Origin of the sequence: Streptomyces sp. NPDC093225 (assembly GCF_044753805.1) — a bacterium.
In the GTDB taxonomy this organism is placed as follows: Bacteria; Actinomycetota; Actinomycetes; order Streptomycetales; family Streptomycetaceae; genus Streptomyces.
Genome location: NZ_JBIVNX010000002.1, coordinates 355,361 through 381,409, shown reverse-complemented (window position 1 = coordinate 381,409; position 26,049 = coordinate 355,361). Strand labels below are relative to the sequence as shown.

26 protein-coding genes and 4 pseudogenes are annotated in these 26,049 nt (G+C 69.8%); 12 read left to right on the top strand and 18 right to left on the bottom strand.

Annotated elements, in window-relative coordinates; all coding sequences use genetic code 11:
* The first annotated feature begins 24 nt into the window (after positions 1 to 24).
* Positions 25 to 930, top strand: a complete 906-nt coding sequence (locus ACIQCH_RS03705; protein ID WP_402577533.1) for a LysR family transcriptional regulator — start codon at positions 25 to 27, stop codon at positions 928 to 930.
* A gap of 66 nt (positions 931 to 996) precedes the next feature.
* Here the strand turns inward: ACIQCH_RS03705 and ACIQCH_RS03700 are convergent.
* Positions 997 to 1,161 (bottom strand): annotated as a pseudogene (locus tag ACIQCH_RS03700) (pirin family protein); the annotation flags it as partial.
* A gap of 93 nt (positions 1,162 to 1,254) precedes the next feature.
* On the opposite strand from ACIQCH_RS03700, the gene ACIQCH_RS03695 reads away from it, so the two are divergent.
* Positions 1,255 to 2,409 carry a tyrosine-type recombinase/integrase gene (locus ACIQCH_RS03695; protein WP_402577531.1) on the top strand — a complete coding sequence of 385 codons (1,155 nt, stop codon included), beginning with the start codon at positions 1,255 to 1,257 and terminating at the stop codon, positions 2,407 to 2,409.
* Positions 2,410 to 2,651: 242 nt separating this feature from the next.
* Complete coding sequence (locus ACIQCH_RS03690; protein WP_402577529.1) at positions 2,652 to 2,969, top strand: nucleoside triphosphate pyrophosphohydrolase; 318 nt, start codon at positions 2,652 to 2,654, stop codon at positions 2,967 to 2,969.
* Between the two features lie 227 nt (positions 2,970 to 3,196).
* Here ACIQCH_RS03690 and ACIQCH_RS03685 read toward each other — a convergent pair whose 3' ends face one another.
* The 3 genes from ACIQCH_RS03685 to ACIQCH_RS03675 are packed head-to-tail and all read right to left on the bottom strand — an operon-like array spanning position 3,197 to position 6,072.
* A complete protein-coding gene (locus tag ACIQCH_RS03685) occupies positions 3,197 to 4,450 on the bottom strand; it encodes an MFS transporter (RefSeq protein WP_402577662.1) in 1,254 nt (417 codons plus the stop codon).
* The gene (locus ACIQCH_RS03680) at positions 4,447 to 5,811 is read right to left on the bottom strand and encodes an NAD(P)-binding domain-containing protein (RefSeq protein ID WP_402577527.1); all 1,365 of its coding nucleotides are present in this window, start codon (positions 5,809 to 5,811) and stop codon (positions 4,447 to 4,449) included. Before ACIQCH_RS03680 ends, ACIQCH_RS03685 begins: the two co-directional genes overlap by 4 nt.
* Positions 5,812 to 5,862: 51 nt before the next feature.
* Entirely contained in the window at positions 5,863 to 6,072 is a 210-nt protein-coding gene (locus ACIQCH_RS03675) for a hypothetical protein (RefSeq protein WP_402577526.1), read from the bottom strand.
* A gap of 105 nt (positions 6,073 to 6,177) precedes the next feature.
* Between ACIQCH_RS03675 and ACIQCH_RS03670 the strand changes: the two genes are divergently transcribed.
* Positions 6,178 to 7,269, top strand: coding sequence for a flavin-containing monooxygenase (locus ACIQCH_RS03670; protein WP_402577525.1), 1,092 nt, complete (start codon positions 6,178 to 6,180; stop codon positions 7,267 to 7,269).
* 4 nt (positions 7,270 to 7,273) lie between these two features.
* Positions 7,274 to 7,639 (top strand): ArsR/SmtB family transcription factor, encoded by a 366-nt coding sequence (locus tag ACIQCH_RS03665; RefSeq protein WP_402577524.1) that lies wholly within the window; start codon positions 7,274 to 7,276, stop codon positions 7,637 to 7,639.
* Between the two features lie 307 nt (positions 7,640 to 7,946).
* Here ACIQCH_RS03665 and ACIQCH_RS03660 read toward each other — a convergent pair whose 3' ends face one another.
* From ACIQCH_RS03660 to ACIQCH_RS03650, 3 genes are read right to left on the bottom strand one after another with little or no spacing between them, the layout of a single operon-like run.
* Positions 7,947 to 9,005, bottom strand: a complete 1,059-nt coding sequence (locus tag ACIQCH_RS03660) for an ArsO family NAD(P)H-dependent flavin-containing monooxygenase (protein ID WP_402577522.1) — start codon at positions 9,003 to 9,005, stop codon at positions 7,947 to 7,949.
* Entirely contained in the window at positions 9,002 to 9,796 is a 795-nt protein-coding gene (locus ACIQCH_RS03655) for an aquaporin (protein ID WP_402577520.1), read from the bottom strand. The genes ACIQCH_RS03660 and ACIQCH_RS03655 overlap by 4 nt, the downstream gene beginning before the upstream one ends.
* Positions 9,797 to 9,830: 34 nt before the next feature.
* On the bottom strand, positions 9,831 to 10,145 hold the full coding sequence (locus tag ACIQCH_RS03650) for an ArsR/SmtB family transcription factor (RefSeq protein WP_402577518.1): 315 nt from the start codon (positions 10,143 to 10,145) through the stop codon (positions 9,831 to 9,833).
* Between the two features lie 83 nt (positions 10,146 to 10,228).
* Between ACIQCH_RS03650 and ACIQCH_RS03645 the strand changes: the two genes are divergently transcribed.
* The 4 genes from ACIQCH_RS03645 to ACIQCH_RS03630 all read left to right on the top strand — a co-directional run bounded on the left by ACIQCH_RS03645 (position 10,229) and on the right by ACIQCH_RS03630 (position 12,678).
* Positions 10,229 to 10,642 (top strand): arsenate reductase ArsC, encoded by a 414-nt coding sequence (locus ACIQCH_RS03645; RefSeq protein WP_402577516.1) that lies wholly within the window; start codon positions 10,229 to 10,231, stop codon positions 10,640 to 10,642.
* Positions 10,639 to 11,592 carry a thioredoxin-disulfide reductase gene (gene trxB, locus ACIQCH_RS03640; protein WP_402577514.1) on the top strand — a complete coding sequence of 318 codons (954 nt, stop codon included), beginning with the start codon at positions 10,639 to 10,641 and terminating at the stop codon, positions 11,590 to 11,592. The genes ACIQCH_RS03645 and trxB overlap by 4 nt, the downstream gene beginning before the upstream one ends.
* Positions 11,593 to 11,623: 31 nt before the next feature.
* Positions 11,624 to 11,950 (top strand): thioredoxin, encoded by a 327-nt coding sequence (gene trxA / locus ACIQCH_RS03635; protein WP_402577511.1) that lies wholly within the window; start codon positions 11,624 to 11,626, stop codon positions 11,948 to 11,950.
* Positions 11,951 to 12,141: 191 nt separating this feature from the next.
* On the top strand, positions 12,142 to 12,678 hold the full coding sequence (locus tag ACIQCH_RS03630) for a DinB family protein (RefSeq protein ID WP_402577509.1): 537 nt from the start codon (positions 12,142 to 12,144) through the stop codon (positions 12,676 to 12,678).
* Between the two features lie 58 nt (positions 12,679 to 12,736).
* Here the strand turns inward: ACIQCH_RS03630 and arsM are convergent, their stop codons facing one another.
* On the bottom strand, positions 12,737 to 13,540 hold the full coding sequence (gene arsM / locus ACIQCH_RS03625; protein WP_402577507.1) for an arsenite methyltransferase: 804 nt from the start codon (positions 13,538 to 13,540) through the stop codon (positions 12,737 to 12,739).
* 138 nt (positions 13,541 to 13,678) lie between these two features.
* Here arsM and ACIQCH_RS03620 point away from each other — a divergent pair, with 138 nt between their 5' ends.
* Both ACIQCH_RS03620 and ACIQCH_RS03615 read left to right on the top strand, forming a co-directional pair.
* Positions 13,679 to 13,999 (top strand): ArsR/SmtB family transcription factor, encoded by a 321-nt coding sequence (locus ACIQCH_RS03620; RefSeq protein WP_402577505.1) that lies wholly within the window; start codon positions 13,679 to 13,681, stop codon positions 13,997 to 13,999.
* An 11-nt stretch (positions 14,000 to 14,010) separates the two neighbouring features.
* On the top strand, positions 14,011 to 14,487 hold the full coding sequence (locus tag ACIQCH_RS03615) for a GNAT family N-acetyltransferase (protein ID WP_402577503.1): 477 nt from the start codon (positions 14,011 to 14,013) through the stop codon (positions 14,485 to 14,487).
* A gap of 123 nt (positions 14,488 to 14,610) precedes the next feature.
* On the opposite strand, the gene ACIQCH_RS03610 is transcribed toward ACIQCH_RS03615, so the two are convergent.
* From ACIQCH_RS03610 to ACIQCH_RS03575, 8 genes and pseudogenes are all read right to left on the bottom strand, one after another.
* Entirely contained in the window at positions 14,611 to 16,539 is a 1,929-nt protein-coding gene (locus ACIQCH_RS03610) for an ABC transporter permease (RefSeq protein WP_402577501.1), read from the bottom strand.
* A gap of 83 nt (positions 16,540 to 16,622) precedes the next feature.
* Positions 16,623 to 17,026: pseudogene (locus ACIQCH_RS03605) on the bottom strand (TOBE domain-containing protein).
* A gap of 79 nt (positions 17,027 to 17,105) precedes the next feature.
* Positions 17,106 to 17,930: a sulfite exporter TauE/SafE family protein gene (locus ACIQCH_RS03600; protein WP_402577499.1), complete on the bottom strand. Its 825-nt coding sequence runs from the start codon at positions 17,928 to 17,930 to the stop codon at positions 17,106 to 17,108.
* A complete protein-coding gene (locus ACIQCH_RS03595) occupies positions 17,927 to 18,952 on the bottom strand; it encodes a substrate-binding domain-containing protein (RefSeq protein ID WP_402577497.1) in 1,026 nt (341 codons plus the stop codon). The genes ACIQCH_RS03600 and ACIQCH_RS03595 overlap by 4 nt, the downstream gene beginning before the upstream one ends.
* 702 nt (positions 18,953 to 19,654) lie before the next feature.
* Complete coding sequence (locus ACIQCH_RS03590; RefSeq protein WP_402577495.1) at positions 19,655 to 20,656, bottom strand: arsenic resistance protein; 1,002 nt, start codon at positions 20,654 to 20,656, stop codon at positions 19,655 to 19,657.
* An 83-nt stretch (positions 20,657 to 20,739) separates the two neighbouring features.
* Complete coding sequence (locus ACIQCH_RS03585; RefSeq protein WP_402577493.1) at positions 20,740 to 21,021, bottom strand: hypothetical protein; 282 nt, start codon at positions 21,019 to 21,021, stop codon at positions 20,740 to 20,742.
* The gene (locus tag ACIQCH_RS03580) at positions 21,018 to 21,800 is read right to left on the bottom strand and encodes a MerR family transcriptional regulator (protein ID WP_402577491.1); all 783 of its coding nucleotides are present in this window, start codon (positions 21,798 to 21,800) and stop codon (positions 21,018 to 21,020) included. The genes ACIQCH_RS03585 and ACIQCH_RS03580 overlap by 4 nt, the downstream gene beginning before the upstream one ends.
* Positions 21,801 to 22,382: 582 nt before the next feature.
* Positions 22,383 to 22,547, bottom strand: a pseudogene (locus ACIQCH_RS03575) (pirin family protein); the annotation flags it as partial.
* Between the two features lie 93 nt (positions 22,548 to 22,640).
* Here ACIQCH_RS03575 and ACIQCH_RS03570 point away from each other — a divergent pair.
* A complete protein-coding gene (locus ACIQCH_RS03570; RefSeq protein ID WP_402577489.1) occupies positions 22,641 to 23,795 on the top strand; it encodes a tyrosine-type recombinase/integrase in 1,155 nt (384 codons plus the stop codon).
* Positions 23,796 to 24,262: 467 nt separating this feature from the next.
* Here the strand turns inward: ACIQCH_RS03570 and ACIQCH_RS03565 are convergent.
* Both ACIQCH_RS03565 and ACIQCH_RS03560 read right to left on the bottom strand, forming a co-directional pair.
* Positions 24,263 to 24,466: pseudogene (locus ACIQCH_RS03565) on the bottom strand (transposase); the annotation flags it as partial.
* 296 nt (positions 24,467 to 24,762) lie between these two features.
* Positions 24,763 to 25,899 carry an SDR family oxidoreductase gene (locus ACIQCH_RS03560; protein WP_402577487.1) on the bottom strand — a complete coding sequence of 379 codons (1,137 nt, stop codon included), beginning with the start codon at positions 25,897 to 25,899 and terminating at the stop codon, positions 24,763 to 24,765.
* Between the last annotated feature and the right edge of the window lie 150 nt (positions 25,900 to 26,049).

Below are 26,049 nucleotides of genomic sequence, written 5' to 3'. Positions count from 1 at the left end.
TCAAGCACGCCTGGGATTACTCCCATGCAACTGGATTTGAATCTGCTCACCGCGCTCGACGCGCTGCTGGAAGAAGGCAGCGTGGCCGGGGCGGCCGCACGCCTGCACGTCACCGCCCCCGCGATGAGCCGGAGCCTGGGGCGGATCCGGCGCACGACCGGGGACCAGATCCTGGTGCGCACCGGCCGCACCATGACCCCGACGCCCTACGCGGTCGCCGTCCGGGAACAGGTGCACGAGCTGCTCCACCAGGTCCGGGGCGTACTGGCACCGAGCCGTGAACTCGATCCGGCAACGCTGGAACGCACCTTCACGCTCCGCTGGCACGATTCCCTGGTCGCCCTCGGCGGCCCCGCACTGCTCGCGGCCGTACGCGGACAGGCGCCGGGCGTGCGACTGCGCTTCGTCGCGGAATCGAGCACCGACACCCCCGAACTGCGACGCGGCGAGGTCGACCTGGAGGCGAACGCCAACCGCCCGAGCGCACCCGACATCCGCGCCGAGCAGGTGGGTGAGACCCGCCTCGTCGCCGTCGTGAGGCAGGGACACCCCCTCACCCGCGCCCGAACCGTCACCGCGCAGCAGTACGCCGCCGCTGAACACGTCACCGTCTCGCGACGCGGAAACCTCGGGAACGCCGTCGACGACGCCCTCGCTCGGCTCGGCCTCACCCGCCGCGTGGTGGCGGCCGCCCCCACGGAAGCAGCCGCGCTGGAGTTCGCGCGCGGCACCGACCTCCTGATCACCGTCCCCGAGGTCACCACACGCACCGCGGCCGCCGACCTCGGCCTGGCCGTGCTTCCCGTGCCGCTCGAACTCCCCTCGGCACCGGTGTGCCTGTCATGGCACCAGCGCTACGACACCGACCACGCCCACACCTGGCTGCGCGCGCTGGCGCGAACCGCACTGGCCACCTGCGGAGCGTCGTAGCCGAACCAAGAGCGGAGGGCTGGGCGCAAGCACCGCACCCACCCCCGAGTCCCACAAAACAGCAGGTCAGCGCACCCTTCCTCTGGGCTTCAGGTGAGTCGGAGGCAGCTCGGGGGCAGGAAGCGGAGGGCCGTCGTAGCCCTTCACCTCGCCGAATCGGGTCCCGTTCATCCAGTCGTCGCGGGCCTGCGCGATGTCATCGTGTGACCGTCCAATCCAGTTCCAGAACATTTTTCGACCCGGGCGTGTTTTCGCAGGTCAGAAGGCTACCGGATGGCCGACAGTCAGCAAACTGTCAGCATTGGTCCGAGGAGCTGCACGACGATGGCAACCACGATCCTCCCCCACGGCATGGGCAAGGTCTTCAAGGAGTGCGGGCACTCGGAGTCGTACTGGCCCCGCTGCCAGCATCCGTACAAGATCCGCTACCGCAACGCCAGGGGCCGCCAGCAGGAGGAATCCGGGTTCGCCAACCAGGACGCCGCCATAACTCGCTTGGTGGCCATCTACAACGAGCGAAGGTCGACACCGACGAACCAGCCGAAGGCGGAGCGGATCGCGAAGTACGGCCCCATGACCTTCCGCGCCTACGCCAAGGAGTGGAAGCAGGGACAGCGCCACCTCGCGCCGGCGTCGCTCATCCACCTCGACTCCCTCCTCCACCACCATCTCTTCCCGGCCCTGGGCACCCGCCGCATGGACTCCTTCGACCACAAGGTCGTCGAGTACTTCATCCGCACGATGGAACGCAGTGGCACGGGCCTGGCCACCCAGTCCAACGCGTTCGACAAACTCAAGGCCATCCTCCTCGACGCCAACCGCCTCGGCCTCTACCCCGACAGCCCCCTCCTCGGCGTCCAGGCCCCCGTCTACGACCCCAAACGAGCCGTCATCCCCACCCCCGAGCAGCTCCGCGCGCTGCGGACCGCCGGCGACGACACCTTCGAGTTGGTCGTCGACCTCATGAGCGGCTGCGGACTGCGCAACGGCGAAGCAGCAGCCGTCAACCTCAACAACATCGTGGCCGACGACACCTACCGCGTCACCGAACAGGTCAACCGCACCACCAAGGACTACGACCGCCTCAAGCACCGCAAGAAGGGCGAGTACCGGGACGTCCCCCTCCCTCCCCGCGTGAGGGAGACCATCGAGCGATACGCCGAGACGCACGGGACGGTCGACGGCTACCTCATCCGCCATCCACAGGACCGAAGCCGGCCCTACCCCACGTACCTCCTCAACAACCGGTGGCAGCAGCTCAGGCGGACCCAGACCCTCGACATGCCCGAGGGTTTGGTCCTCTACAGCTTCCGTCACTTCTTCGCCTCCAACTGCCTCGCCCACCACATCCCCATCACCGACGTCGCCGAATGGATGGGCCACAAGACCCTGGAGATCACCTTCAAGATCTACCGCCACCTCATGCCCGGCTCCATCGGACAGGCAGCAGCAATTCTCAACACGACTCTGGCGGCTTGACCGGGATCCGGAGCAGGAGCCGCGCCCTGCACATTCGACTTGATGGTCGTGACGGGAACGAGGCTCTGGGCCGAAGACGCGCTGCGGCAGGTGACCACTGTCGTCGGGAGTGAGCGCCCGGGTGAATGCATCGGGTGGGATTTTGTGGTTCTCACGGCGGCGCACGAGGCGCCGTCTCTAGGCTCCGACAACACGATGGTGGGCAAGCTGCCTGCCACAGGCGAACTGGTGCGGGAGAGAACGTGCTGCTCGAAGGCAAGCTGGTCCGGGACCGAATTCCGGAGATCATCCGCGAAGACGGATTCGAGCCCAAGGTCTACGTGGCGGAGCCGGCGGAATACCGGGCCCGTCTCCACGCGAAGCTGTCCGAGGAGGTCCGCGAAGTCCAGGAGGCGGACGCGACCACAGCGCCGGACGAGCTCGCCGACGTCATGGAGGTCGTCTACGCCCTGGCCGCCGACTACGGCATCGACCAGCAACAGCTGGAGAAGATCCGCCAGGACAAGGCCGACCAGCGCGGAGGCTTCGCCGACCGCATCGTCTGGACAGGCAACCGCTGATCGAGCGGCCGCCGCCCCAGACCGGCATCAGCCCGCCAACGTGCCGAGCAGCACATGGCTCACCCCGAACAGCCAGAGCCTCGGCGCCTCGACCAAGCTCTGCACATCTGCCTCAGCGTCAGCCAACCTCGGTGTGACCTCGCTGACGCCACCTGTCGTGTGGAACAGCTTCAGGCTCGACACCCCCTTGTCTCACGTGCCGGGGTGCAACGACACGAGGCCCAGGGCTATTTCCGCCGCAGTCCGTCCGAAGTACGCCTTCGGGGCTGTTCCGTGCCGGCCCCGAAAGCTGTGACGGCGGCGGTAACGGAGAGGCCGGTCAGCAGGAGGAACAACGCGGGGTATCCGCCGAGCGGCTGCGCGAGGAGGGCGCCGGCGAAGGGGGCGAGGGCGGCAGCTGCGTGGGCCGGCGCGCCGAGGAGGCCGGAGAGCCGCCCGTAGTGGGTGGCGCCCCAGCGATCGGTGACGGCAGTGGCCTGCAGGAGGGTGAGGTTGCCGCGGACCACGCCCGCGACGACTGATACGGCGACGAGTAGGGCGTAGGGGCCGACCACATTTGCGAGTGCGCCAGTGGTGAGGGCACCGAGGGCGATCAGGGTGACGGTGCGGGCGGTGACGCCCAAGTGGCGGGCGAGGGCCGCGTACAGGGTCCGGCCGAGGGTCTGGCCGGCGCCGCCGAGCCCGAGGGCCCATGCGGCTTCGGTGGTGGTGTAGCCGCGCTCCAGGAGGAGGGGGACGAGGCCGATCACGACGGCGTACATCGCGAACGCGGACAGTGTGAAGGTGACGGCCAGCATCCAGAACGCCCGGCTGCGCACGACGTGCTCGTGGCCGCCGGTGACGTGCGGCGGGCTCGGCGGGGCCGGCGGCCACGGGGCTTTCAGGGCGAAAGCGTGGGCCGGGACGGTCAGGGCCGCGAGGATGCCTGCGAGGACCACGTACGTGGCGCGCCAGGACATGTGGTCGGCGAGGATCGCAGTCAGGGGCGCGAAGACCGTGGATGCCAGCCCGCCTGCGAGGGTGACGACGGTCAGTGCGCGGACGTGGTCCGGGGCCCACCAGCGGGTGAGGGCGGCGAAGGCGGGCTGGTAGAGGATCGCGGCCATCGCCATTCCGGCGAGCAGCCAACCAGTGAAGAAGACGGCCAGGTTGGGGGCTGCGGCGATCACGAGCAGGCTCAGCACACCGAGGACGGAACCCGCGGTCATGACGATGCGGGGCCCTCGGTGGTCCAGAACACGCCCGACGTAGATGCCGGCGACGGCGGAAACGACGAGCGCCGCGGAGAACGCGGCGGTTGTCGCTCCGGTGCTCCAGCCGGTGTCGGCGGTAATGGCCGGATTCAGGACGAGGAAGGCGTAGTAGACGATGCCCCAACTGGCTATCTGGGTGAGGCAGAGGGCGGGCAGGACGGCCCGTGGCCGCGACCGGACCCCCGTTCCGGTCGCGGCCACACTGGCCTGGGTGTCGGGCACGTTCAGCAGCCGCCGGAGGCAACGGGCGCGGCGCCGATGGTGAGGGTGGCCGGGGCCGCGCAGCAGCCGCCACCGGTCTCCTCCGCGGCTGCGGGCTCGTCGAAGAGACCCGCACCGCCGCACACGCCCGTCTCGGGAAGGGTGAGTTCGACGCGCTCGGCGGCTTCCTGGTCACCGGCGAGGGCGGCAGCGATGGAGCGGACCTGCTCGTAGCCGGTCATCGCGAGGAAGGTCGGGGCGCGGCCGTAGGACTTCATGCCGACGAGGTAGACGTCCTTCTCCGGGTGGGAGAGCTCGATCACGCCGTGCGGGTAGACCGTGCCGCAGGAGTGCTGGTTCGGGTCGATCAGCGGAGCCAGCTCCACCGGGGCCTGCAGGCGCTCGTCCAGGCCGAGGCGCAGCTCGTCCAGGAAGGACAGGTCGGGGCGGAAGCCCGTGAGGACGATGACCTCGTCCACCGGGTCGAGGCGGCGGCCGTCCTCGCCGATGAGGACCACGCGGCCGTCTTCGGTGCGCTCGAAGGCGTCGGTGCGGAACCCGGTGACCGCGTCGGCATACCCGCCGTCGACCGCCGCCTTGGCCGCCAGGCCGAGGGCGCCGCGGGCGGGCAGCTGGTCGGCTTCGCCGCCGCCGAAGGTCGACCCGGAAATACCGCGGCGCAGGATCCACGTGGCGTGCGTGCCCTTGCCGTCCTCGGACTTGGCGAGGTCGGCGAGGTAGGCGAGCGCGGTGAAGGCGGAGGCGCCGGAGCCGATGACCGCGGTGCGCTTGCCCGCGTACCGGGCCCGGACGGCCTGGTCCTTCAGGTCCGGGACGCGGTAGCTGATCCGGTCCCCGGCGGCCTTCTCGCCGAGGGCGGCCAGGCCGCTGCCGCCGGCGGGGCTGGGGGTGGACCAGGTCCCGGAGGCGTCGATGACCGCGCGGGCGAAGATCCGCTGCTCGTGGCCGTCGGCGTTCTCGTAGTGGACGACGAAGGGCTGGCCCTCGCGGTCGGCGTCGACGATGCGGTCCCGGCCGGTGCGGGAGACGCCGGTGACGCGTGCGTCGTAGCGCACCTGCTCGCCCAGGACGTCGGCCAGCGGCTGGAGGTACTGCTCGGCCCAGTCGCCGCCGGAGGGGTAGGTGTCCTCTTCGGGCTTGACCCAGCCGGTCGGGGCGAGGAGCTTCTCGGCGGCCGGGTCGACGACCTCACCCCAGCGGGAGAACAGCCGCACGTGCGCCCACTCACGGACGGCGGATCCGGCGGTGGTCCCGGCTTCCAGGACGAGGGGCTCCAGGCCGCGGTCGACGAGGTGGGCGGCGGCCGCGAGTCCGGCGGGGCCGGCCCCGATGACGACGACGGGCAGCTCGGTGGTGTTCTCGCTCATGACAGGTCTCCGGGTCTTCTTACAGGCAGGTGGACGGGGGCGGGGAGCGGGTCAGCAGCAGCCGGCACCGGTGGCGACGGCTTCGCGCTTGGCCTTCGGGTCGCAGCAGGCTCCGGCGGCTTCCGCGCCCTCGCTGGTGCCACAACACGGTGAGGACTCGGCGGGAGCCACCTCTGCGGTGGGCGCGGCCGGCGCGGGGCCGCAACAGGAGCCCGCCGCCTCGGCGTGGCTGGGGCCGGTGGGGGTGACCGGCTCGTTCATGACGACTCCCTGGTGTTTCGACGTTCGTCGATGGCTTGCGCGATCAGCATGACACCTGTATCGATAGACGTCAACATAGACATTCATCGAAACGGAAGATCGTTGATGGAACACGCAGATGTTGTCGTAATCGGCGCGGGTCAGGCTGGACTCGCCACGGCACACGCCATGCTGAGACGAGGGCTCAAGCCGGTCGTCCTGGAGGCATCCGACCAGTCGGCGGGGTCATGGCCTCGGTACTACGACAGCCTCACGCTCTTCTCCCCGGCCCGCTTCAGCTCCCTCCCCGGGCTGCCTTTCGGCGGCGGGAACCCAGACCGCTACCCGCACCGGGACGAGGTCGTCGCCTATCTGACCGCCTACGCAGCGCACCTCGATGCCGACATCCGCACGGCCACCCGGGTCACGGAGGTTCGCGAGGACGGCAACGGCTTCGCGGTCGCCCTGGAGAGCGGTGAGAGGCTGGCGACCCAGGCAGTCGTGGCGGCCTCGGGGAGCTTCGGCAGCCCTCACAGGCCCGCACTCCCGGGAATCGGCCGGTACACGGGGCAGGTGCTGCACTCGGCCGACTACCGCAGTCCGGACTCGTTCGCCGGCCGGCGGGTGATCGTGGTGGGGGCCGGGAACACGGCAGTGCAGATCGCCTTCGAGCTGGCCTCTTCGGCCAGGGTGACGCTGGCCAGCCGCAACCCGATCCGATTCGCGCCCCAGCGCATCCTCGGGCGCGACATGCACTTCTGGCTCGTCCGCTCCGGCGTCGACTCGGCACCTGTGGGCCGTCTCCTCCGCACACCTCCCACCCAGCCGGTCTTCGACACCGGCCGCTACAGGGCCGCGGTCACCGCCGGCGCGCCGGACCGCCGCCCCCTCTTCGCCTCGGCAGACGGCAAGGACGTCACATGGACGGACGGAAGCGGGGAGGAGGTGGACACGATCATCCTTGCCACCGGCTACCGACCCCACCTGCCGTACCTCGCCCCGCTCAATGCGCTCGAAGCCAAGACGGCCCGCCCTCTTCACCGCAACGGAATCTCACGCACGACCGCCTTGCGTTCGCAGGCCTGGAATGCCAGCGCACGCTGTCGTCGAACTCCCTGCGCGGCGTCGGACGGGACGCCACACGGATCGCGCATCGCCTGGCCGCTGAGCTCAGGCGCTGAGCGCCTGGGCGCATTGGTTCGACGTGTGTCAACATAGACGTATGTCGAATGTGAACGTGCTGCCGCTGCTGGAGCCGGAGGCCGTCGTGCCGTGCTGCCCGCCGCTGACCGAGCGCCCGCTGACCGCGGCCGAGGCGGAGCGCACGGCCACGATGTTCAAGGCTCTGGGCGACCCGGTGCGCCTGCGCCTGTTCTCGGCCGTTGCCTCCCACGAGGGCGGAGAGGCGTGCGTCTGCGATATCTCCGACGTGGGCGTCTCGCAGCCGACGGTGTCCCATCACCTGAAGAAGCTGAAGGAAGCCGGACTGCTCTCCTCCGAGCGGCGCGGCACCTGGGTGTACTACCGCGTGGAGCCCTCGGTCCTGGCAGCGATGGCCCAGCTGCTGTCCCGCGCAGCAGGTAACTGACGACCCCAGCTTTACCCCGACCCGATCGAACGGGCCCAGCTCCGACACGCGAGCTGGGCCCGTTCCCCTTCCTTCCAGCGTCTGCCGGTCGCATTCGCCCTACGACTGCGGAGCCGCCGTGTGCGTCAACCATGCACGTGTGACCGCACACGCGGTCGGGCGTCGACCTCTTCTCCCGCCGCCGAGCGAGAAGCCCGCGCGAACCGTGCACTGCTTCCAGTGCGCCGCGGCCCGGACCCGCTGACAGGCCCATGTACGTGAACTGCGCCCCGGCGTCTCCCCATGAAGAAGACGCGCGGGGTGCGGTTCACGCGCTCAGCAGCTGGGCGATCTCGCGGGCGGCTTCGCGGGCCGGGCGGCCGACACCGATGAGGGTGGCGGAGGCGGGGCCGGTCCAGTCACCGTAGCCCAGCAGGTGCAGGCGGGGCTCGTCGACCGCGCGGGTGCCGATCGTGGCGATGTGGCCGCGGGTGCCGCGCAGGCGCATCGAGGCGAAGTGGGCCAACGCGGGGCGGAAGCCGGTGCACCAGATGACCGCGTCGGCCGGCGACTCCGTACCGTCGGCCCAGACGACACCCTCGGCGGTGAGGCGGGTGAACATCGGTGAAGCGGCGAGGAGTCCAGCGTCACGGGCCGCGCGCACGGGCGGGACAGCGACGATGTCGCCGAGCGAAGCGACGCCACCGGTGTCTGTGCGGCCGGCGTCCAGCGCCTGGCGGCGGGCGGTTGCGGCGTCGAAGAGGGCGCGGCCGTCGATCTCGTCCGGGAGGTAACGGGGCGGCCGCTGCGTCACCCAGGTCAGGTCGGCCGTACCGGCGAGATCAGCGGCGATCTGGGCCCCTGAGTTGCCGCCACCCACCACGATCACGCGCTGCCCGGCGAACTCGGCCGGGTTGCTGTACTGGACGGTGTGGAGCTGGCGCCCCGCGAACTCGCGGCGCCCGGGCACGGCGGGGAGGAAGGGGCGCGTCCACGTACCCGTGGCGCTGACGACAGCGCGGGCCTGCCAGGCGCCGGAATCCGTCTCGACCCGCAGGAACACAGCGTCACGGTGGACCGCCTCGACCCACACGCCGCGCTGGACCGGGAGCTCGTACCGCTTCTCGTAGTCGGCGAGGTACGACACGACGTGCTGCGCGTCTGGGTAGACCTCGTCGGCCTGGACCGGCATGAGGCGGCCGGGCAGGGACGAGTAGGCAGCCGGGGAGAAGAGGCGCAGGGAGTCCCAAGTGTGCTGCCAGGCTCCTCCGGGCGCCGTCTGGGCGTCCAGGATGACGTGCTCGACGCCCAGGCGGCGCAGGTGGTAACCAGCGGCGAGCCCGGACTGGCCGCCGCCGATCACCACCACATCCGTGCGCTGCGTCATGCGGCGGGCTGATCCTGTTCGGTCTTGCCGCGCATGAAGATGACGGCCACCAGCGCCAGGCCCACCACGACGCCGACCAGCTGCATGCCGATGAAGCCGGCCACCGAGGACGGGGCGATGCCCGCGAAGGTGTCCGTGAACGCGCGGCCGATCGTCACGGCCGGGTTCGCGAAGGACGTGGAGGAGGTGAACCAGTACGCGGCGCCGATGTACGAGGCCACGGCGACCGGGGCGAAGCGCAGGCGGTCCGTCCGCGCCAGGCCGAAGATCAGCAGGATCAGGCCGGCGGTCGCAACGACCTCGCCGAGCAACAGGTTCCCCGCCGAGCGGTCGTGGGTGGACCACTTCACCAGCGGCTCGCCGAACATCGCGTCGGCCAGGATCGCGCCCGCGATCGCGCCGACGATCTGCGAGGGGACGTACACGGCCAGCTCGCGAACGTTCACGCCGGCGCCGCCGCGGCGGGCGGTCCACCACTCGGCCAGCGTGACGGCCGGGTTGAAGTGGGCGCCGGAGACCGGGCCGAGGAGGGCGATCAGAACGCCGAGGCCGAACACCGTCGCGGTGGAGTTGGCCAGCAGCTGGAGGGCCACGTCCTGGGTCAGTTTCGTGGCCTGGATGCCGGAGCCGACCACGATCGCCACCAGGGCGGCGGTGCCGACGATCTCGGCGGCCGCACGGGCGATCAGCGGGGTACGGGGCGGGGTGGCACCAGGCGCAGGCTGGGGCGCGTCGGCGGCTATGACGGTCTCCGCTGCGGGGGCGGTGCCGACGGGCTCGGTGACGGACAACGGTTCTCCTCGGGCAGGTGAGGCTAAAAGCGGGTTATGGGCAGGACCGCTTGAGGTTCGCTTCGGCGGTGGCACGCGCGGTCTGGGCGAGGTCGGCGAACTGACCGGCGATGCCTTCGATGACTTCCGGGCGCAGGCGGTAGTAGATGAATCTCCCGCATGGCTCCGTCTCCACGATCCCGGCCTCTCTCAGCACCTTCAGGTGGTTCGAGAGGTTGGTCTGCTTGGCACCCGTCTCCTCCACGAGGTGGGTGGTGCAGAGCGTCTCCTTGGCGAGGAGGGTCACGATCTGGAACCTGAGCGGGTCTGCCAGTACCCGAATCAGTTCAGTGTCGACTGACGTCATCATGGGCTGATACTCTCACATCAGTGGTGGCTGACACCACCCGGTGCTGATGCGCGCCGCATTTCTGCCTTGAGAAGAGACCTGCCGTGTCCGACAAGCCTTCTGTCCTGTTCGTCTGCGTGCACAACGCCGGCCGCTCCCAGATGGCCGCTGCCTGGCTGTCCCACCTGGCCGGGGACCGTGTCGAGGTCCGCTCGGCCGGCTCCGCCCCCGCCGACTCGGTCAACCCCGCCGCCGTCGAGGCCATGCGCGAGGTCGGCATCGACATGTCCGCAGAGACCCCGAAGATCCTCACCGTCGACGCGGTCAAGGCCTCCGACGTCTGCATCACGATGGGCTGCGGCGACACCTGCCCCGTCTTCCCGGGCAAGCGCTACCTGGACTGGAAGCTCGAGGACCCGGCCGGCCAGGGTGTGGAGGCCGTCCGCCCGATCCGCGACGAGATCAAGAAGCTCGTCGAGGGCCTGATCGCGGAGATCGCCCCGGAGCCGGCGGCGTGAGCGCGGCGGGGGGCATACGCAACGTCATCATCATCGGCTCCGGCCCCGCGGGGTACACCGCCGCCCTCTACACGGCGCGCGCGAACCTGGAGCCGCTGGTCTACGGTGGTGCGATCTTCGTCGGCGGCTCGCTGACGACGACCACCGAGGTCGAGAACTTCCCGGGTTTCCCCGAGGGCGTCGACGGCCCGGTCCTCATGGAGAACATGCGGGCCCAGGCCGAGCGCTTCGGCGCCGAGATGATCGACGACGACATCGTCTCGGTCGACCTGACCGGCGACATCAAGACGGTCACCGACTCCGAGGGCACCGTCCACCGGGCGAAGGCCGTGATCATCGCGACCGGCTCCGGTTACCGCAAGCTCGGCCTACCCAAGGAGGACGAGCTCTCCGGACGCGGCGTCTCCTGGTGCGCGACCTGCGACGGGTTCTTCTTCCGCGACCGCGACATCGTCGTGGTCGGCGGCGGCGACACCGCCATGGAGGAAGCCACCTTCCTCACCCGCTTCGCCCGCTCGGTCACCGTCATCCACCGGCGCTCCATGCTGCGGGCCTCCCAGGTCATGCAGAACCGCGCCTTCACGGACGACAAGATCTCCTTCATCTTCGACAGCGAGATCACCGAGCTGGAGGAGAAGGACGGCAAGCTCTCCGGGCTGACCGTGCGCAACAACATCACCGAGGAGCTCCGGCACCTCGACGTGACGGGCCTGTTCATCGCGATCGGGCACGACCCGCGTTCGGAGCTGTTCACCGGGCAGCTGGACCTGGACTCCGAGGGGTACCTCAAGGTCCAGTCTCCGTCCACGCGGACCAACCTCCCCGGCGTGTTCGCAGCGGGCGACGTGGTCGACCACACCTACCGCCAGGCCATCACCGCAGCCGGATCCGGCTGCTCCGCCGCACTCGACGCCGAGCGGTACCTCGCCGCCCTCGCCGACGCGCGGTAAGTACAACCACCCCACGAGAGGAGGCCGCATCATGGCCCTCAAGAGCGTGACCGACGCGTCCTTCCTCGAGGACGTCCTGCAGAGCGAGACACCCGTACTCGTCGACTTCCGGGCCCCCTGGTGCGGCCCCTGCCGCCAGCTCGCCCCGTCGCTGGAGGCCATCGCCGCCCAGCACGGCGAGAAGATCAAGATCGTCAAGCTCAACATCGACGAGAACCCGGAGACGGCCGCCGCGTACGGCGTCCTGTCCATCCCGACGATGAACGTCTTCGTCGGCGGACAGGTCTCCAAGACCATCGTCGGCGCCAAGCCGAAGGCGGCACTGGAGCGCGAGCTGGACGCCTTCCTCAACGCCTGAGGCGCAGCAAGGCCGCTGCCCCTTGATCCGCGACGGGTCCAGGGGGCAGCGCCGCTCTCGCCCTGCAGAGGAAAGCTCCTGTTCGCCCCCGTCGAGTGCCCGGCATACTCGATGTGGAAGTGATCGCGTCATCCCCTCGGGAGCGGACACCCTGGCGAACGCGCCACGTAGCAGAGGGCAGGAGGGCGATCATGACGGACACCCATGGGATGGACCGGGATTCAGTCCACCGCGACTGCGAGCGCGTCCGCCTAGCCTTCCACCGCCTGCTCGACACCGCGACCGAGGCGGAGCTCGCGAGACGTACCGACGACACTCGCTGGACCAACAAGCAGTTGCTGTGGCACATGCTCTTCGGCTACATGGTCGTCCGAGCGCTGATCGCCCTGACGTACGTCTTCGGGCGGCTCCCCCACAGCTTCAGCAGGGTCTTCGCCCACCTGCTGAACGCAGGCACCGTCCCGTTCGACCTGATCAACTACGCCGGCCCCTGCGGCGCGGCCAAGATGTACAGCCGTCGCCGGATGGGTGCCGCGTTCGACCGCATCATCGCCTCCCTGCACCGGCACCTCGACGGCGAATCCGACGCCGAACTGGCCCGCGGCATGCACTACCCCACCCGCTGGGACCCGTTCTTCAAGGACTGGATGACCCTCGCCGACGTGTACCGCTACCCCGCCCAGCACTTCGACTTCCACTACGACCAGCTCACGTTGGGCGGGAGCTGACCTTCCGGCCGAACAGCGACGGCCGTGGTGCCCGTACCGGCGGACGGGCCCCGCCCGGTCAGCCGCAACAGGATGCCCCAGTCGGGGCGTTCGCCGTGACGATGGGAAGCTCGGCGTGGGCCGGCTTCACCGCGCGCACGATCGCCGAGTGCATGCCGTCGGCAACCGAGTGGGTCGGGGTGATCTCAACACCAGTGAAGCCTGCGTCCTCGAGGCCCTGGCGGTACTCGGCGAACGACAGCGCTCCGGCGATACAGCCGACGTAGTCGCCCCGCTCCGCCCTCTCCGCGGGCGACAGCCGGTCGTCGGCCACGACGTCCGAGATCCCGATCCGGCCACCGGGCACGAGCACCCGGTACGTCTCGGCGAAGACCGCGGGCTTGTCGACCGACAGGTTGATCACGCAGTTGGAGATGACGACGTCGATCGTGCCGGCCGGCAGCGGGATCGCTTCGATGGTTCCCTTGAGGAACTCGACGTTCTTCGCTCCCGCCTTCCGGGCATTGGCCAGTGCGAGGGCGAGCATCTCCTCGGTCATGTCCAGCCCGTAGGCCCTGCCGGTCGCTCCCACCCGGCGGGCGGACAGCAGCACGTCGATCCCGCCGCCTGAACCGAGGTCGAGCACGCGCTCCCCTTCGTGCAGCTCGGCGACCGCGAGCGGGTTCCCGCAGCCCAGGGAAGCCGCGACGGCTTCGGCAGGCAGCGATTCTCGTTCCGACTCGCCGTACAGCCCCGACCCGAAGTTCTCGTCGATCTCCACACCCCCCGAGCCACAACAGGCCGTGGCGCCCTCGCCGACCCGCAGGGCAGCCGCGGCGTAGCCGGCACGGACGGTCTCCCGCAGGTCGGAGTCATTGGTCATGATGCGCCTCCTCGATGAACTGATTCGACATCTACGAAATCAACCCTGCGCCTTAAATCGACGAACGTCAACTTAGAGATCCATCGAAACTATGACTTCCACCCGCTGAGCTCATTCATCGACTATCGTCGACTATCGATGGAAGAGACTGCACAGCACGCGCGCGTGCTGACCGACGACGACGCCACCACATATGCAGGCTGGTTCAAGGCCCTCGGCGATCCCATGCGGGTCCGGCTGCTGCACCTGCTCGCGTCCGAAGGACGCCCGATGGCCGTCGGCGAGATCACCGACCGGCTGCCGATCGGCCAGTCAACGGTGTCACACCACCTCAAGGTGCTGGCCGAGGTACGCTTCGCGCTCCCCGAGCGGAGCGGAACCAGCAACCAGTACGCGGTCAACGCCGCCTGCCTCGACTGCTTCCCGGCAGCCGTACGAGCCATCCTGGGGCAGCCGTGAACATCACCGCTATGACCGCGAACCACGCCCAGCAGGTTCTGGCGATCTACCAAGCCGGCATCGACGAGGGCAACGCAACCTTCGAAACCCGAACGCCCGGCTGGGCGGCGTTCGACACGGCCAAACTCCCCGAGCACCGCTTCGTCGCCACGGACAGCAGCAGGGAGCAAGTCCTCGGCTGGATCGCGGCCAGCCGCGTCTCCGATCGCTGCGCGTACTCGGGTGTCGTCGAGCACTCCGTGTACGTGCATCCAGCGGCCCGCGGCCAGGGCGTCGCCCGCGCACTCCTCGGCGTGCTCATCTCCTCCACCGAGGCAGCCGGCATCTGGACCATCCAGTCCGGCGTCTTCCCCGAGAACACCGCCAGCCTCGCCCTCCACCAGCGCGCCGGCTTCCGCGTCATCGGCACCCGCGAACACATCGGCCTCCACCACGGCCGCTGGCGCGACGTCGTCCTCCTCGAGCGTCGCAGCCGCGCCATCACCTGAGGCCCAAGCCGGAATCTGCATGGATGAGGGCCCGCACCCGATGGCTTACCCAGGTGCGGGCCTCATCCCATCGGCTGCGATCTAGTCGACGAGTCGGGCCGTGTAGTCGCCCGCCGGGCGCGGTCAGAGTTCCACGAGGTTGATCTCGGTGGCCTTGAGGCTTGCCCAGATGTCCGTGCCGTCGGCGAGGTTGAGGTCGGCGGCGGCCTGGGGGGTGATCTCGGCGATGAGGTCGGGGGCCTTCTCTGAGGTGATCAGGATCCGCAGGCGGCTGCCGACGGCGGTGATCTCGCGTACGGTGCCGGGCCAGACGTTGCGGGGGCTGCCGGTGGGCTGGTCGCGGTGCAGGGACACCGATTCCGGGGCGATGATCGCGAGCCCGTCGGCGCCTTTGGGGAGCGCGTCGGCGGCGATCAGGATGCCGCCGTCTTCGAGGCGAAGACCGTCGGGGGTGGCGGTGCAGGGCCAGGCGTTGCGACCGAGCATGCGGGCCACCCACGGCGAGCGCGGGTGACGGGTGACCTCGGAGGGTGGGGCGTCCTGGAGCGTGCGGCCGTCGGCGAGGACGAGGACACGGTCCGTCAGCGAGACTGCCTCGACCGGGTCGTGGGTGACGATCAGGCAGACGCCGCCGAAGCCGGCGAGATGGCGGCGCAGGGTGTGGCGTACGTGGGCGCGGGTGGTCCGGTCGAGGGCGGCGAGGGGTTCGTCGAGGAGCAGCAGGCGGGGCCGGGCTGCGAGGGCGCGGGCGAGGGCGACGCGTTGGGCCTGGCCGCCGGAGAGTTCGGCGGGCTTGCGGTGGGCGAGGTGGCCGACGCCGAGCTGGCCGAGCCAGCGGCGGGCCTCGATCCGTGCCTCGGCCTTCGGCATGCCGTGGGCGCGCAGCCCGTAGGCGGTGTTGGCCAGCGCGTTGAGGTGGGGGAAGAGGGCGCCGTCCTGCGGCACCCAGGCGACCTGGCGCTTGTGCGGGGGCAGGGCGGTGACGTCGAGGTCGCCGAGCTTCAGCGCGGCGTGGGAACGGGGGGTCAGGCCGAGCAGAGCCCGCAGCAGGGTGGTCTTGCCTGCACCGTTCTCGCCGACGACAGCGATGGTGGTGCCCGGCTCGGCATCCAGGGTGAGCTCGTTGAAGCCCGTCACGGTCGCGTGCAGCGGCCAGGGCTCCGTCTTCCGCGCGGGTGCGGGGGGTTCGTCGGTGGTCGCCAGAACCGCGCCGGCGGGTTCGGGCTTGGCCGTGGTGGTGCGGGGGCGGCCGGCCTGGCCGGTCCAGCGGCCCCGCAGGCCGATCAGGACGGCCATGGCGATGGCGAGGAGGAGCAGGGAGACGGAAGTGGCAGCCTCGGGGGCGTCCTGGAGGAGGAGGTAGACCTGGAGAGGGAGGGTCTGGGTGGAGCCGGGCAGGTTCCCGGCGAAGGTGATGGTCGCCCCGAACTCCCCGAGCGCGCGGGCCCACGATAGGGCGGCGCCCGCGGCGAGGCCTGGGGCGACCATGGGCAGGGTGACAGTGAAGAACACCCGCACCGGGGTGGCGCCGAGGGAGGAAGCGGTCTCCTCGTAGGAGCGCTTGAGACCGGCGATGGTGCCTTCGAGGCTGATGACGAGGAACGGCATCGCCACGAACGTCGCCGCGAGGACCGCGCCGGAGATGTGGAAGGGGAACACGATCCCGAAGGTGTCCTCCAGCCACGGCCCCAGCAGTCCGCGCCGTCCGAACCCGAGGAGCAGGGCGACACCGCCGACAGTCGGGGGCAGCACCATCGGCAGCAGCACCAGCGTCCGTACGAACGCCTTCCCAGGGAAATCGACCCGGGCCAGCAGCCACGCCAGCGGGACGCCCATGAGCAACGACAGACCGAGCGCGGCGAAGGAAGTGATCAGCGATAGCTTGAGGGCTTCGACCACACCGGGGCTGCTGAGGTGGGTGCCGAGGTCGCCCCACTGGGTGCGGACCAGGATGCCGACGAGCGGGACCAGCAGGAACGCGACGGCCAGCAGCGCGGGCAGCACCAGGGCTATCGAGGGGCGGGTGCCGCTTGTCGGGCGACCACGGAACATCACAGGCAGTCCTTGGCAGAGATCGGATCGGGTGCGCCAGGGCGCGTAGAGAGTTGAGGTCTGGGGCTTGGGGGTGGCCCGCGTCAGCCGTGGTCGATGTGGACGCTGGTGGACTTGATTCGGGCGGTTGCTTGCATGCCCACCTTCAGTTCCATCTCTTCGACGGCTTCCCGGGTCAGCAGGGAGACCAGGCGGTGGGGGCCTGCCTGGATCTCCACCTGGGCGGTCACGTCGCCGAGCTTGACGGCGGTGATGATGCCCGGGAACGAGTTCCGCACGGAGCTGTGGACCGCTTCATCGTCATCCGGTGCGCGGTTGGCGAGGTCGACGGCGAACGCGGCGAGGTCGCGGCCGTCGATGAGGCGTCGGCCCGCGCCGTCGCCCCCTTCCCGGTGGGCGGGGAACTTCCCCGCGTCGGCCCAGCGCGGGCGGTGTCGGGGCTGACCCCCAGCAGGCGCGCGGCCTGGCTCAACGTGTAGTGCGGCATGTGCCGTTGCCTTTCGCTCCCCGCCGCAGACCAGGGGTGCCCCGCACGGAGGCACCTCTCTTGCTCCTACGGGCTGGGCCTACTTGTGGCGGGCGACCTTGACGGCCGAGATCAGCAGGATCAGCGCGAGGCCGGGGATCAGGACGACGTCCGGGATCACTCCGAGCAGGAGCCCACCGAGAAGCGCTCCGGCGATGGAGCCGCCGGCCATGAGGGCGGCGAAGCGCAGGTTGGAGCCCAGGACGGCGAAGCTGCCGTCGCGGCTGTAGCGGGCGAACGCGACCAGCATGGTGGGCAGCGACACCAGCAGGGACAGGCTCCCGGCGAGCTTGATGTCGGCGCCGAACAGCAGCACGATCGTAGGGATCAGCAGCTCGCCGCCGGCGACGCCCATGATGGCCGCGACCACGCCGATGCCGAACCCGGCCACCACGCCCGCCACGATTTGGACCGGGCCCGGCAGGTCCAGGGTTCCGACGGCGGTGGTGTGGGTGATCACCAGGGCGGCAGCCATGGCGACCATGAGGACGGCGAGGACTTTGTAGAGGGTGGCGGAGCGCATCCGTACCGCCCACGAGGCTCCGGCCCAGGCGCCGAGGAGGCTGCCGGCCAGGAGGTTGACCGCGATCGACCAGTGGGCCCCGAGGTCGGCGAACGAGACGGCGGCGAGCCGCGCGGGCAGGGCGGTGATGACGACGACCAGGCTCATCGCCTTGTTCAGGATGACGGCCGACAGGGCGGCGAAGCCGAACATGCTGATCAGCAGCGGCAGCCGGAACTCGGCACCGCCCAGGCCGATCATGCCGCCGAGCACGCCCACCATGGCGCCGGCCCCGAAGACCAGCGGTGCCGACCGCGACCGCGCGGCCCCGGCCAGTGCCTTGTCTGATGCCACGTCGATCACGCGTTCACCTCTTGTCCGGCGCCGGTGAGCGTGTATCCGCCCAGTCGGCGCAACTGGGCACTCACCCGCGGCGAGCACCACACCTGCAACAGCGTCGACATACCGGGGTGTTCGACGAACCGCCGGTCCACCCACAGCTGCACGACGTGCTCCTCCCACGGGGAGAAGTCCAAACCGACCGACGCCGCGGCGGCGGCCGTGGTGATTCCCGCCGCCACCTGCCCGGCCGCAGTCATCCGCGCCGAGGCCAGGTGCCCCGACACCACGGGCCCGGCTACCTGGTCAGGAGCACCGGCGGCGGCCAGGGTCCGCAGCAGCGCCTGCTCGGAACCGGCCTGCGCGTCACGGTGGGCGACCGGCACGAGGCCGGTACCGATCGCGGACAGGGCAGGCGCGGGCCCGTCATGAGCGAGACCCACCGGCCAACGCGCAAGCTCCCACCGCGCCACGCCCTCAGGCACCGGCGGGAGTTCGCCTGCCGGGCCGTGAACGACCGCAGCGTGCGCCCGGCCGGCGGCGAGCGCGGCCATCGACCGGCCTGAGGAAGCGTGCACCACCACCAGGCGCCCGGGACCGCGGCCGGGAGCCGCAGCAGCGGCCATGCCGAGCGCGGGCTCGCAGCCCGCGACCACGAATCCGTCGACCGACGCACCGTCCAGCAACTGCGGCCCGCGCTCGGCCCAGACGGCGTCGGCCAGTGTGAATCCGTGCCCGTCGCTCTCACCGAGCGGCGCCCATACCTGGTTCTCACCGACCCGGGCCACCGCCAGCGGCGTACCCACCTCCGGCCGGCCTTCGTCGGCCATCACCGGGGCGAAGGTGTCCGGCGCGGACGGGGCGAACAGCTCCTCCACCGTGCAGCCGAACGCCGCAGCAAGCCCGAGCGCAGCCGTTACCGAAGGAACCTGCCGCCCGGACTCCACCGCCGCGACCGACTGCCGCGACACACCCGCAGCAGCCGCCAACTCCTCCTGCGACCAGCGCAAAGCCAGCCGCCGCTCACGTACCCGTTCACCAGCCATGCCAGGAAGATAGCGGCCCGCCACCATCCGAGCACAAGAGGGCAGATCCAAATTCGGCGACTCCCACACAAGCTCCGGAAACACCCGGCCGAGAATTAGGAGGAAAACACCGACGAGGGGGGACACGAGCCGCTGGCCTGCCCATACGCGACGTCACTCCACGCCGAAGGGCTCGCAGACCGCGAGATGCAAATCGTGACCGCCAAATCATTCCCGGTGATTCGCACCGCAGTTGCGCAAGAAATCACCAAAGCAGCTGGCTTATGCGATCGCTAATGCTCAATATGACTAGCAATTGCAGGATGATCTGCGATCTGCCCAGCCAGGTGAGTGAGCAACTCCGCGTGCGCTCCGGGCAACGTCAGGAGGGCGCCGGGGCAGCACCTCGGCGGCCACCCTCGCCGCATCGGCGGGTACGTCCACCTCCCCGAGAGCAGGTATCCGATCCGGATCGCAGAGCCAGCCGTCCGCCCGGGTCACGCAGGCGTGGTCGAGCACTCCGTGTACGTCCGCACCACCGTCAGCAGCTGCGGTTTGGCGCGCCAGCTTTTTGCGGCTCCACTGGAGTCGGCTCGGGCGGCGGATCCAGTCCGGGCTCTTCCCTGAGAACTCCGCCGGCCTCCCTCTTCATGAGCGTGCGGATCGGCGGCCACCACGGCATCTAGCGGGGCGTGGTCCTCCTTGAGCGTCGTAGCCCACGGATCAGCTGACGCCGACGGGCGTGGCGGTGTCCGCGGGCACAAGGCGGGGAACGAGGCGTACGTAGACCACCATGACGATGACCTCGACCAGGGTCTGGGTGACCACGACGACGGCGGCGGCGACCGCAAGGTCGTCGGGCAGCGCGAGGGCCAGGGGCAGGACGACCAGGGAGTTGCGGGTCGCGCCGGTGAAGACGACCGCCCGTGCTGCGGGTGCTTCGAGGCGGAAGAGGCGGGCGACGCCCCGTCCGGCGAAAGCCATGATCGCGAGGAACGCGGCGTAGAAGGGGATGACGGCGGCGACGTCGCCGAGGCTGCCCCCGAGCTTCGGGATCTGGGAGGCGACGACGGTGATGAGGGTGGCGGCCATCAGCGGCACCATCCTCGTCGTGCCCGCGTCCGACACTTTCTGTCCGGCCGGTGCGCGTCCCGCCCAGGCCTGGAGGGCCCAGGCCAGCGCGAGGGGGATCACGATGAGGAAGAGGAAGGCTTCCAGGAACGGGCCTACCTCGACGATGTCGGCGAGGTCCGGGCCCAGGAACAGATACAGCAGGCCGGGCAGGAGCAGCATCTGGGCGACGAGCAGCAGCGGGCTCGCGGCCAGGAGGCGCCAGCTGTCACCGCCGGCCAGGCCGCTGAAGACGATCACGTAGTCCACGCACGGGCAGAGCAGCACCAGCAGGACGCCGATGCGTACGGCCTGGTCGGCGGGGAGGAAGGTGAACATCGCGGCGACGACCAGCGGGACGACGGCGAAGTTCACGACCAAGGCCGCGGACAGGAACCGGCCGTCACGCAGGGAGCGGGACAGGTCGGCGGCCGGAACCTGGAGGAACGTCACTACCAACAGCGCCCCGAGGACGGGGTTGATGGCGTGCTCGAGTCCCGGACCGGCGGAGGGCGCTGCCCAGCCGAGGAGCGCACCCAGGGCCATGGCACCGAGGTAGATCGCAATCTGGTGCTGCTCCATACGTGCGACCAGACCCTGCGGTTCCTGCGGCACCCTGCTGACTCCTTGCGGTACGTCCGTGCTGATCGTGCGACGGCCCTGGCTGGGCCTGGTCATTGTGGCAAGCGGGCGCGCCCTTACCTGGGCGGCGGAGTGGGCAGGCCCAGGTCCACCGGGCCCGGCGCGGTCGTGCACGCGGCAGCCCGGCGGCGCCGACGCAGTACCCACACCGCGGCGGCAACGGCAGCGACGGTGACGGCGGCCAGAGCGGGTACCCACAGGGCGCCGATGGCGGAGAGGACTCCCAGCCCGCCGAGGAAGGCCATGATCGGGCCGATGCAGCAGGCCGCGCAGGCCAGAGCGGCGAGGCCGCCGACTCCGAGGAGGGACTTGCCGGAGGACTTCGTCTCGGGGTTCATACAGTAGCTCCGAACAGCTCGGCGAGCAGGAAACCTGCCGCTTCGGGCGCCCGCACCGTCAGCGTCAGGCGGGCGGGGGCGAGATTCAGGGTGAAGTCGAAGAACGCACAGCAGTCCTGCTCAGCCGCCGCGAGGGCGGCGAGTTCGGCGGCCACCTCCGGGGCGCTGGGGAAGACCAGGCGCACCCCGTCGGTGATCTCCTCTCGGCCGGTGGCCCGCGTGATCAGTGCCTGCCACTGGGCGGTGCGCTCGCCGAGCTCGGCCCCGTCGAGCGTGCAGGCCACTGGTGCCTCGCGCCACGGCTCGTCGGCCGCGTCGGCGTTGGGGCGGGTAGGTGAGAGTTCGACCAGGACGGGCCCCGCTGCCGGGGCCTGCTCGGTGGTGGTGCAGCCGCAGCCCGGGCTGCACCCGCCGGACGGCGCCGGCCCGGACAGCTGCCGGTGAACATCGGCGAGTCGGGCGGAGAACGCGGCCAGCTCGGCCGCACGGCGGTCCGCGTCCGCGATCCGTCCGGCGACCAGGGGCACCATCCGTGCCCGCACCGCGGCGCACACCCCCTCGTCCCGTACATCAAGCAGGTCGCGAATGTCCTCCAGCGCCAGCCCGAGCAGCTTCGCGGAGGAGATGAACGCCAGCCGCTCCACCGCGTCCGGCCCGTACTGTCGGTAGCCGGACGTCGTCCGCTCGGCGGGCAGCAGCCCGGCCGTCTCGTAGAACCGCAGCGTGGAGGCCGGTACGCCGGAGCGTTCGGCCAGCTGCGATATGCGCAGTGTGCTCATGCCTCGAACGTAAACCTTCAACCCGACTCGAAGGTCAAGCCTGCGGCTCACAGCTGTCGACGCCCAGGACCGCGTCCGGGCGCGGTGGGCGCGGTCATGGACAGTTCAGAGGAAGGCGGAGATCTCGCGTGCGGCGTCGCGGGCGGGGCGGCCGACGCCTATGAGGGTGGCGGAGGCCATGCCAACCCCTCACCCGACATCACGCTCCCGCCCTGGCAATTGTGGGAATCCGACAACGGGGCGGGGCGCCTCCCATCCGAGCGTTGCCCGCAGCTCCAGCGGCACAGGAGCCAGCTCACGGCGCCACGCGGGGAAGCCGGGCCACCACCCCGACGGCCACGCGCGGCACGATCGGATCAGCAACTGACAGCCACTGCCACGCGGGGCCAATCTTCAACTGAAAACTCAGCATCGGGTCAGCATCGGTTTCCCCACACTGATCGCGAACTGCCAGAGGCGAGAACGACACGGACGTTCTCTAAGCGCTCGAAGTGCGATTGACCTGCATCGATCGCCCCAACATGCAGAGCCCTCTCCGACTGCGACGAGGTGCCCCACACCGATCCCCGACTCAAAACATGGTCATCGCACACGACCCCGCGGCTTCAAGTGAGTTGGGGGAATCTCGGGGGCCGGGATCGGCGGCCCGTCATAGCCCTTGACCTCGCCGAATCGGGTCCCGTGCATCCAGTCTTCGCGGGCCTGAATGACCTCTTCATGATCTCTCAGGACCCAATTCCAGAACATTTTTCGACTCGGACGTGTTTTCGCAGGTCAGAGGGGTATCGGATGGCCGACAGTCAGCAAACTGTCAGCATTGGTCCGAGGAGCTGCACGACGATGGCAACCACGATCCTCCCCCACGGCATGGGCAAGGTCTTCAAGGAGTGCGGGCACTCGGAGTCGTACTGGCCCCGCTGCCAGCACCCGTACAAGATCCGCTACCGCAACGCCAGGGGCCGCCAGCAGGAGGAATCCGGGTTCGCCAACCAGGACGCCGCCATAACCCGTTTGGTGGCCATCTACAACGAGCGAAGGTCGGCGCCAACCAACCAGCCCAAGGCGGAGCGCATCGCAAAGTACGGCCCCATGACCTTCCGCGCCTACGCCAAGGAGTGGAAGCATGGACAGCGCCACCTCGCGCCGGCCTCACTCATCCACCTCGACTCCCTCCTCCACCACCACCTCTTCCCGGCCCTGGGCACCCGCCGCATGGACTCCTTCGACCACAAGGTCGTCGAGTACTTCATCCGCACCATGGAACGCAGTGGCACGGGCCTGGCCACCGAGTCCAACGCCTTCGACAAACTCAAGGCCATCCTGCTCGACGCCAACCGCCTCGGCCTCTACCCCGACAGCCCCCTCCTCGGCGTCCAGGCACCCGTGTACGACCCCAAACGAGCCGTCATCCCCACCCCCGAACAGCTCCGCGCCCTGCGCACCGCCGGCGACGACACCTTCGAGCTGGTCGTCGACCTCATGAGCGGATGCGGACTGCGCAACGGCGAAGCGGTAGCCGTCAACCTCAACAACATCGTGGCCGACGACACCTACCGCGTCACCGAACAGGTCAACCGCACCACCAAGGACTACGACCGCCTCAAGCACCGCAAGAAGGGCGAGTACCGGGACGTCCCCCTCCCGCCGCGCGTGAGGGAGACCATCGAGCGATACGCCGAGACGCACGGAGCGGTGGACGGCTACCTCATCCGCCATCCACAGGACCGCAGCCGGCCCTACCCCACGTACCTCCTCAACAACCGGTGGCAGCAGCTCAGGCGGACCCAGACCCTCGACATGCCCGACGGCCTGGTCCTCTACAGCTTCCGCCACTTCTTCGCCTCCAACTGCCTCGCCCACCACATCCCCATCACCGACGTCGCCGAATGGATGGGCCACAAGACCCTGGAGATCACCTTCAAGATCTACCGCCACCTCATGCCCGGCTCCATCGGACAGGCAGCGGCCATCCTCAACACCACCCTCGCCGCATGACGAGCCCATGAAGCCGGCGAACGACCGCGTTGGCTGCCGCCCGCCCTTCTGAGTCGGACACCAGTCGATGCCGAATCGTCACACTGAGTATCGACGGGAACTGATCAGCCAGGTCTCCCGGACCAGTGACGGACCAGATTCCGGCGGGTGACACGACCGAACGGGAAGGTCGCCGGGTCAGGCATAGCAGGCTCCGGGCGACAGGGTGGGCGTCGTTGCGGGCGGCCAGCCCCGATACCTGCCAGAGGCGACGCAGGCACGGATCTGTCTCCGCCCGCACCCCGGCGCCGGCCCGCGAACCAGACTGACGGACCCAACGCCATGAACCGCAACTAGCCTTGGCCTAAGGCTGGTTGTGATGCGGAGAATGGATTCGTCGGTTCGCGGGAGCTGGGTGCGGGGAACGGATCAGGTCACGTCCGCTGGAGTGGTGTATCGACGGCCACTCGGTGATCTCGTCTTTGAGGCTATGCGGTGAGTTCGGTCGGGATGGCGGGTTCGTCGGTTTCCGAGTCGATCGGGTGGAGGCGGGTCTTGGCGAGGAGTTCGCGGCCCATGTGGCGGCGGGCCTCGGTCCACTCGTCGTTCTGCTCGGCCAGGACCGCGCCGATCAGCCGGATGACGGCGGTGCGGTCGGGGAAGATGCCGACGACGTCGGTCCGGCGGCGGATGACGGGGATGCCGGCGTGCTTGGCTGCCATGATGGCCGGGATCAGCGGCTTCTCCTCGCGGGGCGACAGGAAGATCAGGTCGACGCTCGCGCGATCATCGACTTCACGTCCGCGACCTGCTTGGCCGCGGAGCCCGGGGCGTCCGTGTACACGAGCTGGTAGCCGAGCTTCGCCCGCCTCATCCAGCATGCTTTCGACAGAACCGCTGGCGTGTAGCGGACAGCCTCGATGTGGCCCCTTGCGGTGCAGCTCCGTCGGCCATACGGACGGTCGGCATGGTGTGCGCCTGGGTGGTGTCATGCATTGACAGCGCCGACGGGTTGCAGGGCGCGTAGGAGGTAGTCCTCGTCGATGGGCTTGGGGTCGGCGAGGCCGTGGGTGGCTTCGAGCAGGTGGGTCCGGTCGTAGGTGCGGCGCTGCGTGAAGTAGCCGAGGAACGGACCCGCCTGCTGGGTAGAGAGTGCCTCCACCCGCGTCGGGTCGGGGATCTCGTCCACCGGCAGCACGGTCATGAAGGGGAAGCGGCGTTCGATGGCGCCCAGGAGAGTCCTCAGGGAAGTGTTCTGAGGATGCGTCAGGTGCAGGGTGCGCACCGGTTGCTCGCCGAGTGGGCCCTCGGCGGCGCGGACCATGGCGTGGGCGGCGAAGTCGGCTTGGAGCAGATTGAGGGATCCATCGGGGTCTGCGAGGAGGCGCACGTGCAGGGTGTCGCCGCGTCCCCGGCCTTGCCCGGTCCCCGTGGTGAAGCCCCTTGTACGGAGCGGCCACGAGTGCGTCTGAACCTCGATGAGGTGGGTGAGGGTGTCGAGGGGCTGGCGGGGCAGCCCCTCAGGCGTGGGACGGTCGGCGGTGAGCAGGCTGGGCCGCAGGATCAGTGCGGTACGCGAACGGATGCGGGCCCAGGCGTGAACAGCGGTCTCGGCAGTGTACTTGGTCTCCTCGTAGGCGCAGTGGAAGCCGTCGTCCTCGCTCAGGTCGTCTTCGAGGATGTGGCCGGTGCGCCGCCGGCCCGCCACGTACGCGGTGCTGACGTGCACCAGGCGGGCACTCGGGGCGTGGTCGGCAAGGTCGAGGACGTGGCGGGTACCCAGAACGTTGGTGCGGTGCAGAGGAACCGGATCGCCGTCGAGGTGGAGCAGGGCGGCGCTGTGCCAGATCTGCGTCAGCCCGTCGGTCACCCGGTCCCGGGTGCCCTGCTTCAGGCCCAAGCCGGGCTTGGTGATGTCACCGCTGACGAATCGCAGTCGTCCCAAGGCGGCCTGCGGCAGGGGCGGTGCGTCGAGCCAGGCGATCGCGGCTTCGGTGCGGGCGCGCAGGTCGGCCTCGGTGCCGCGTCCCAACACCGTCACCGGTTCGGTGCCCGGGCGTGCCAGGAGTTCGCGGACGAGACGGCAGCCGAGGAATCCGGTGGCACCGGTGATCAGGATGGACAAGGTGCCTCCTCGGCACGAGCAGGAGCGAGACGTCGAGAGTGGTGACGCTACGTGCTTGCGGTGGATGAGGCGCCGTTCGATGCCGCGGTAAGTCGGCGTTCACCCGAACGTGCAGTTGGGGTGGCCAGTTCGAGGCGCCACCGGATGGGG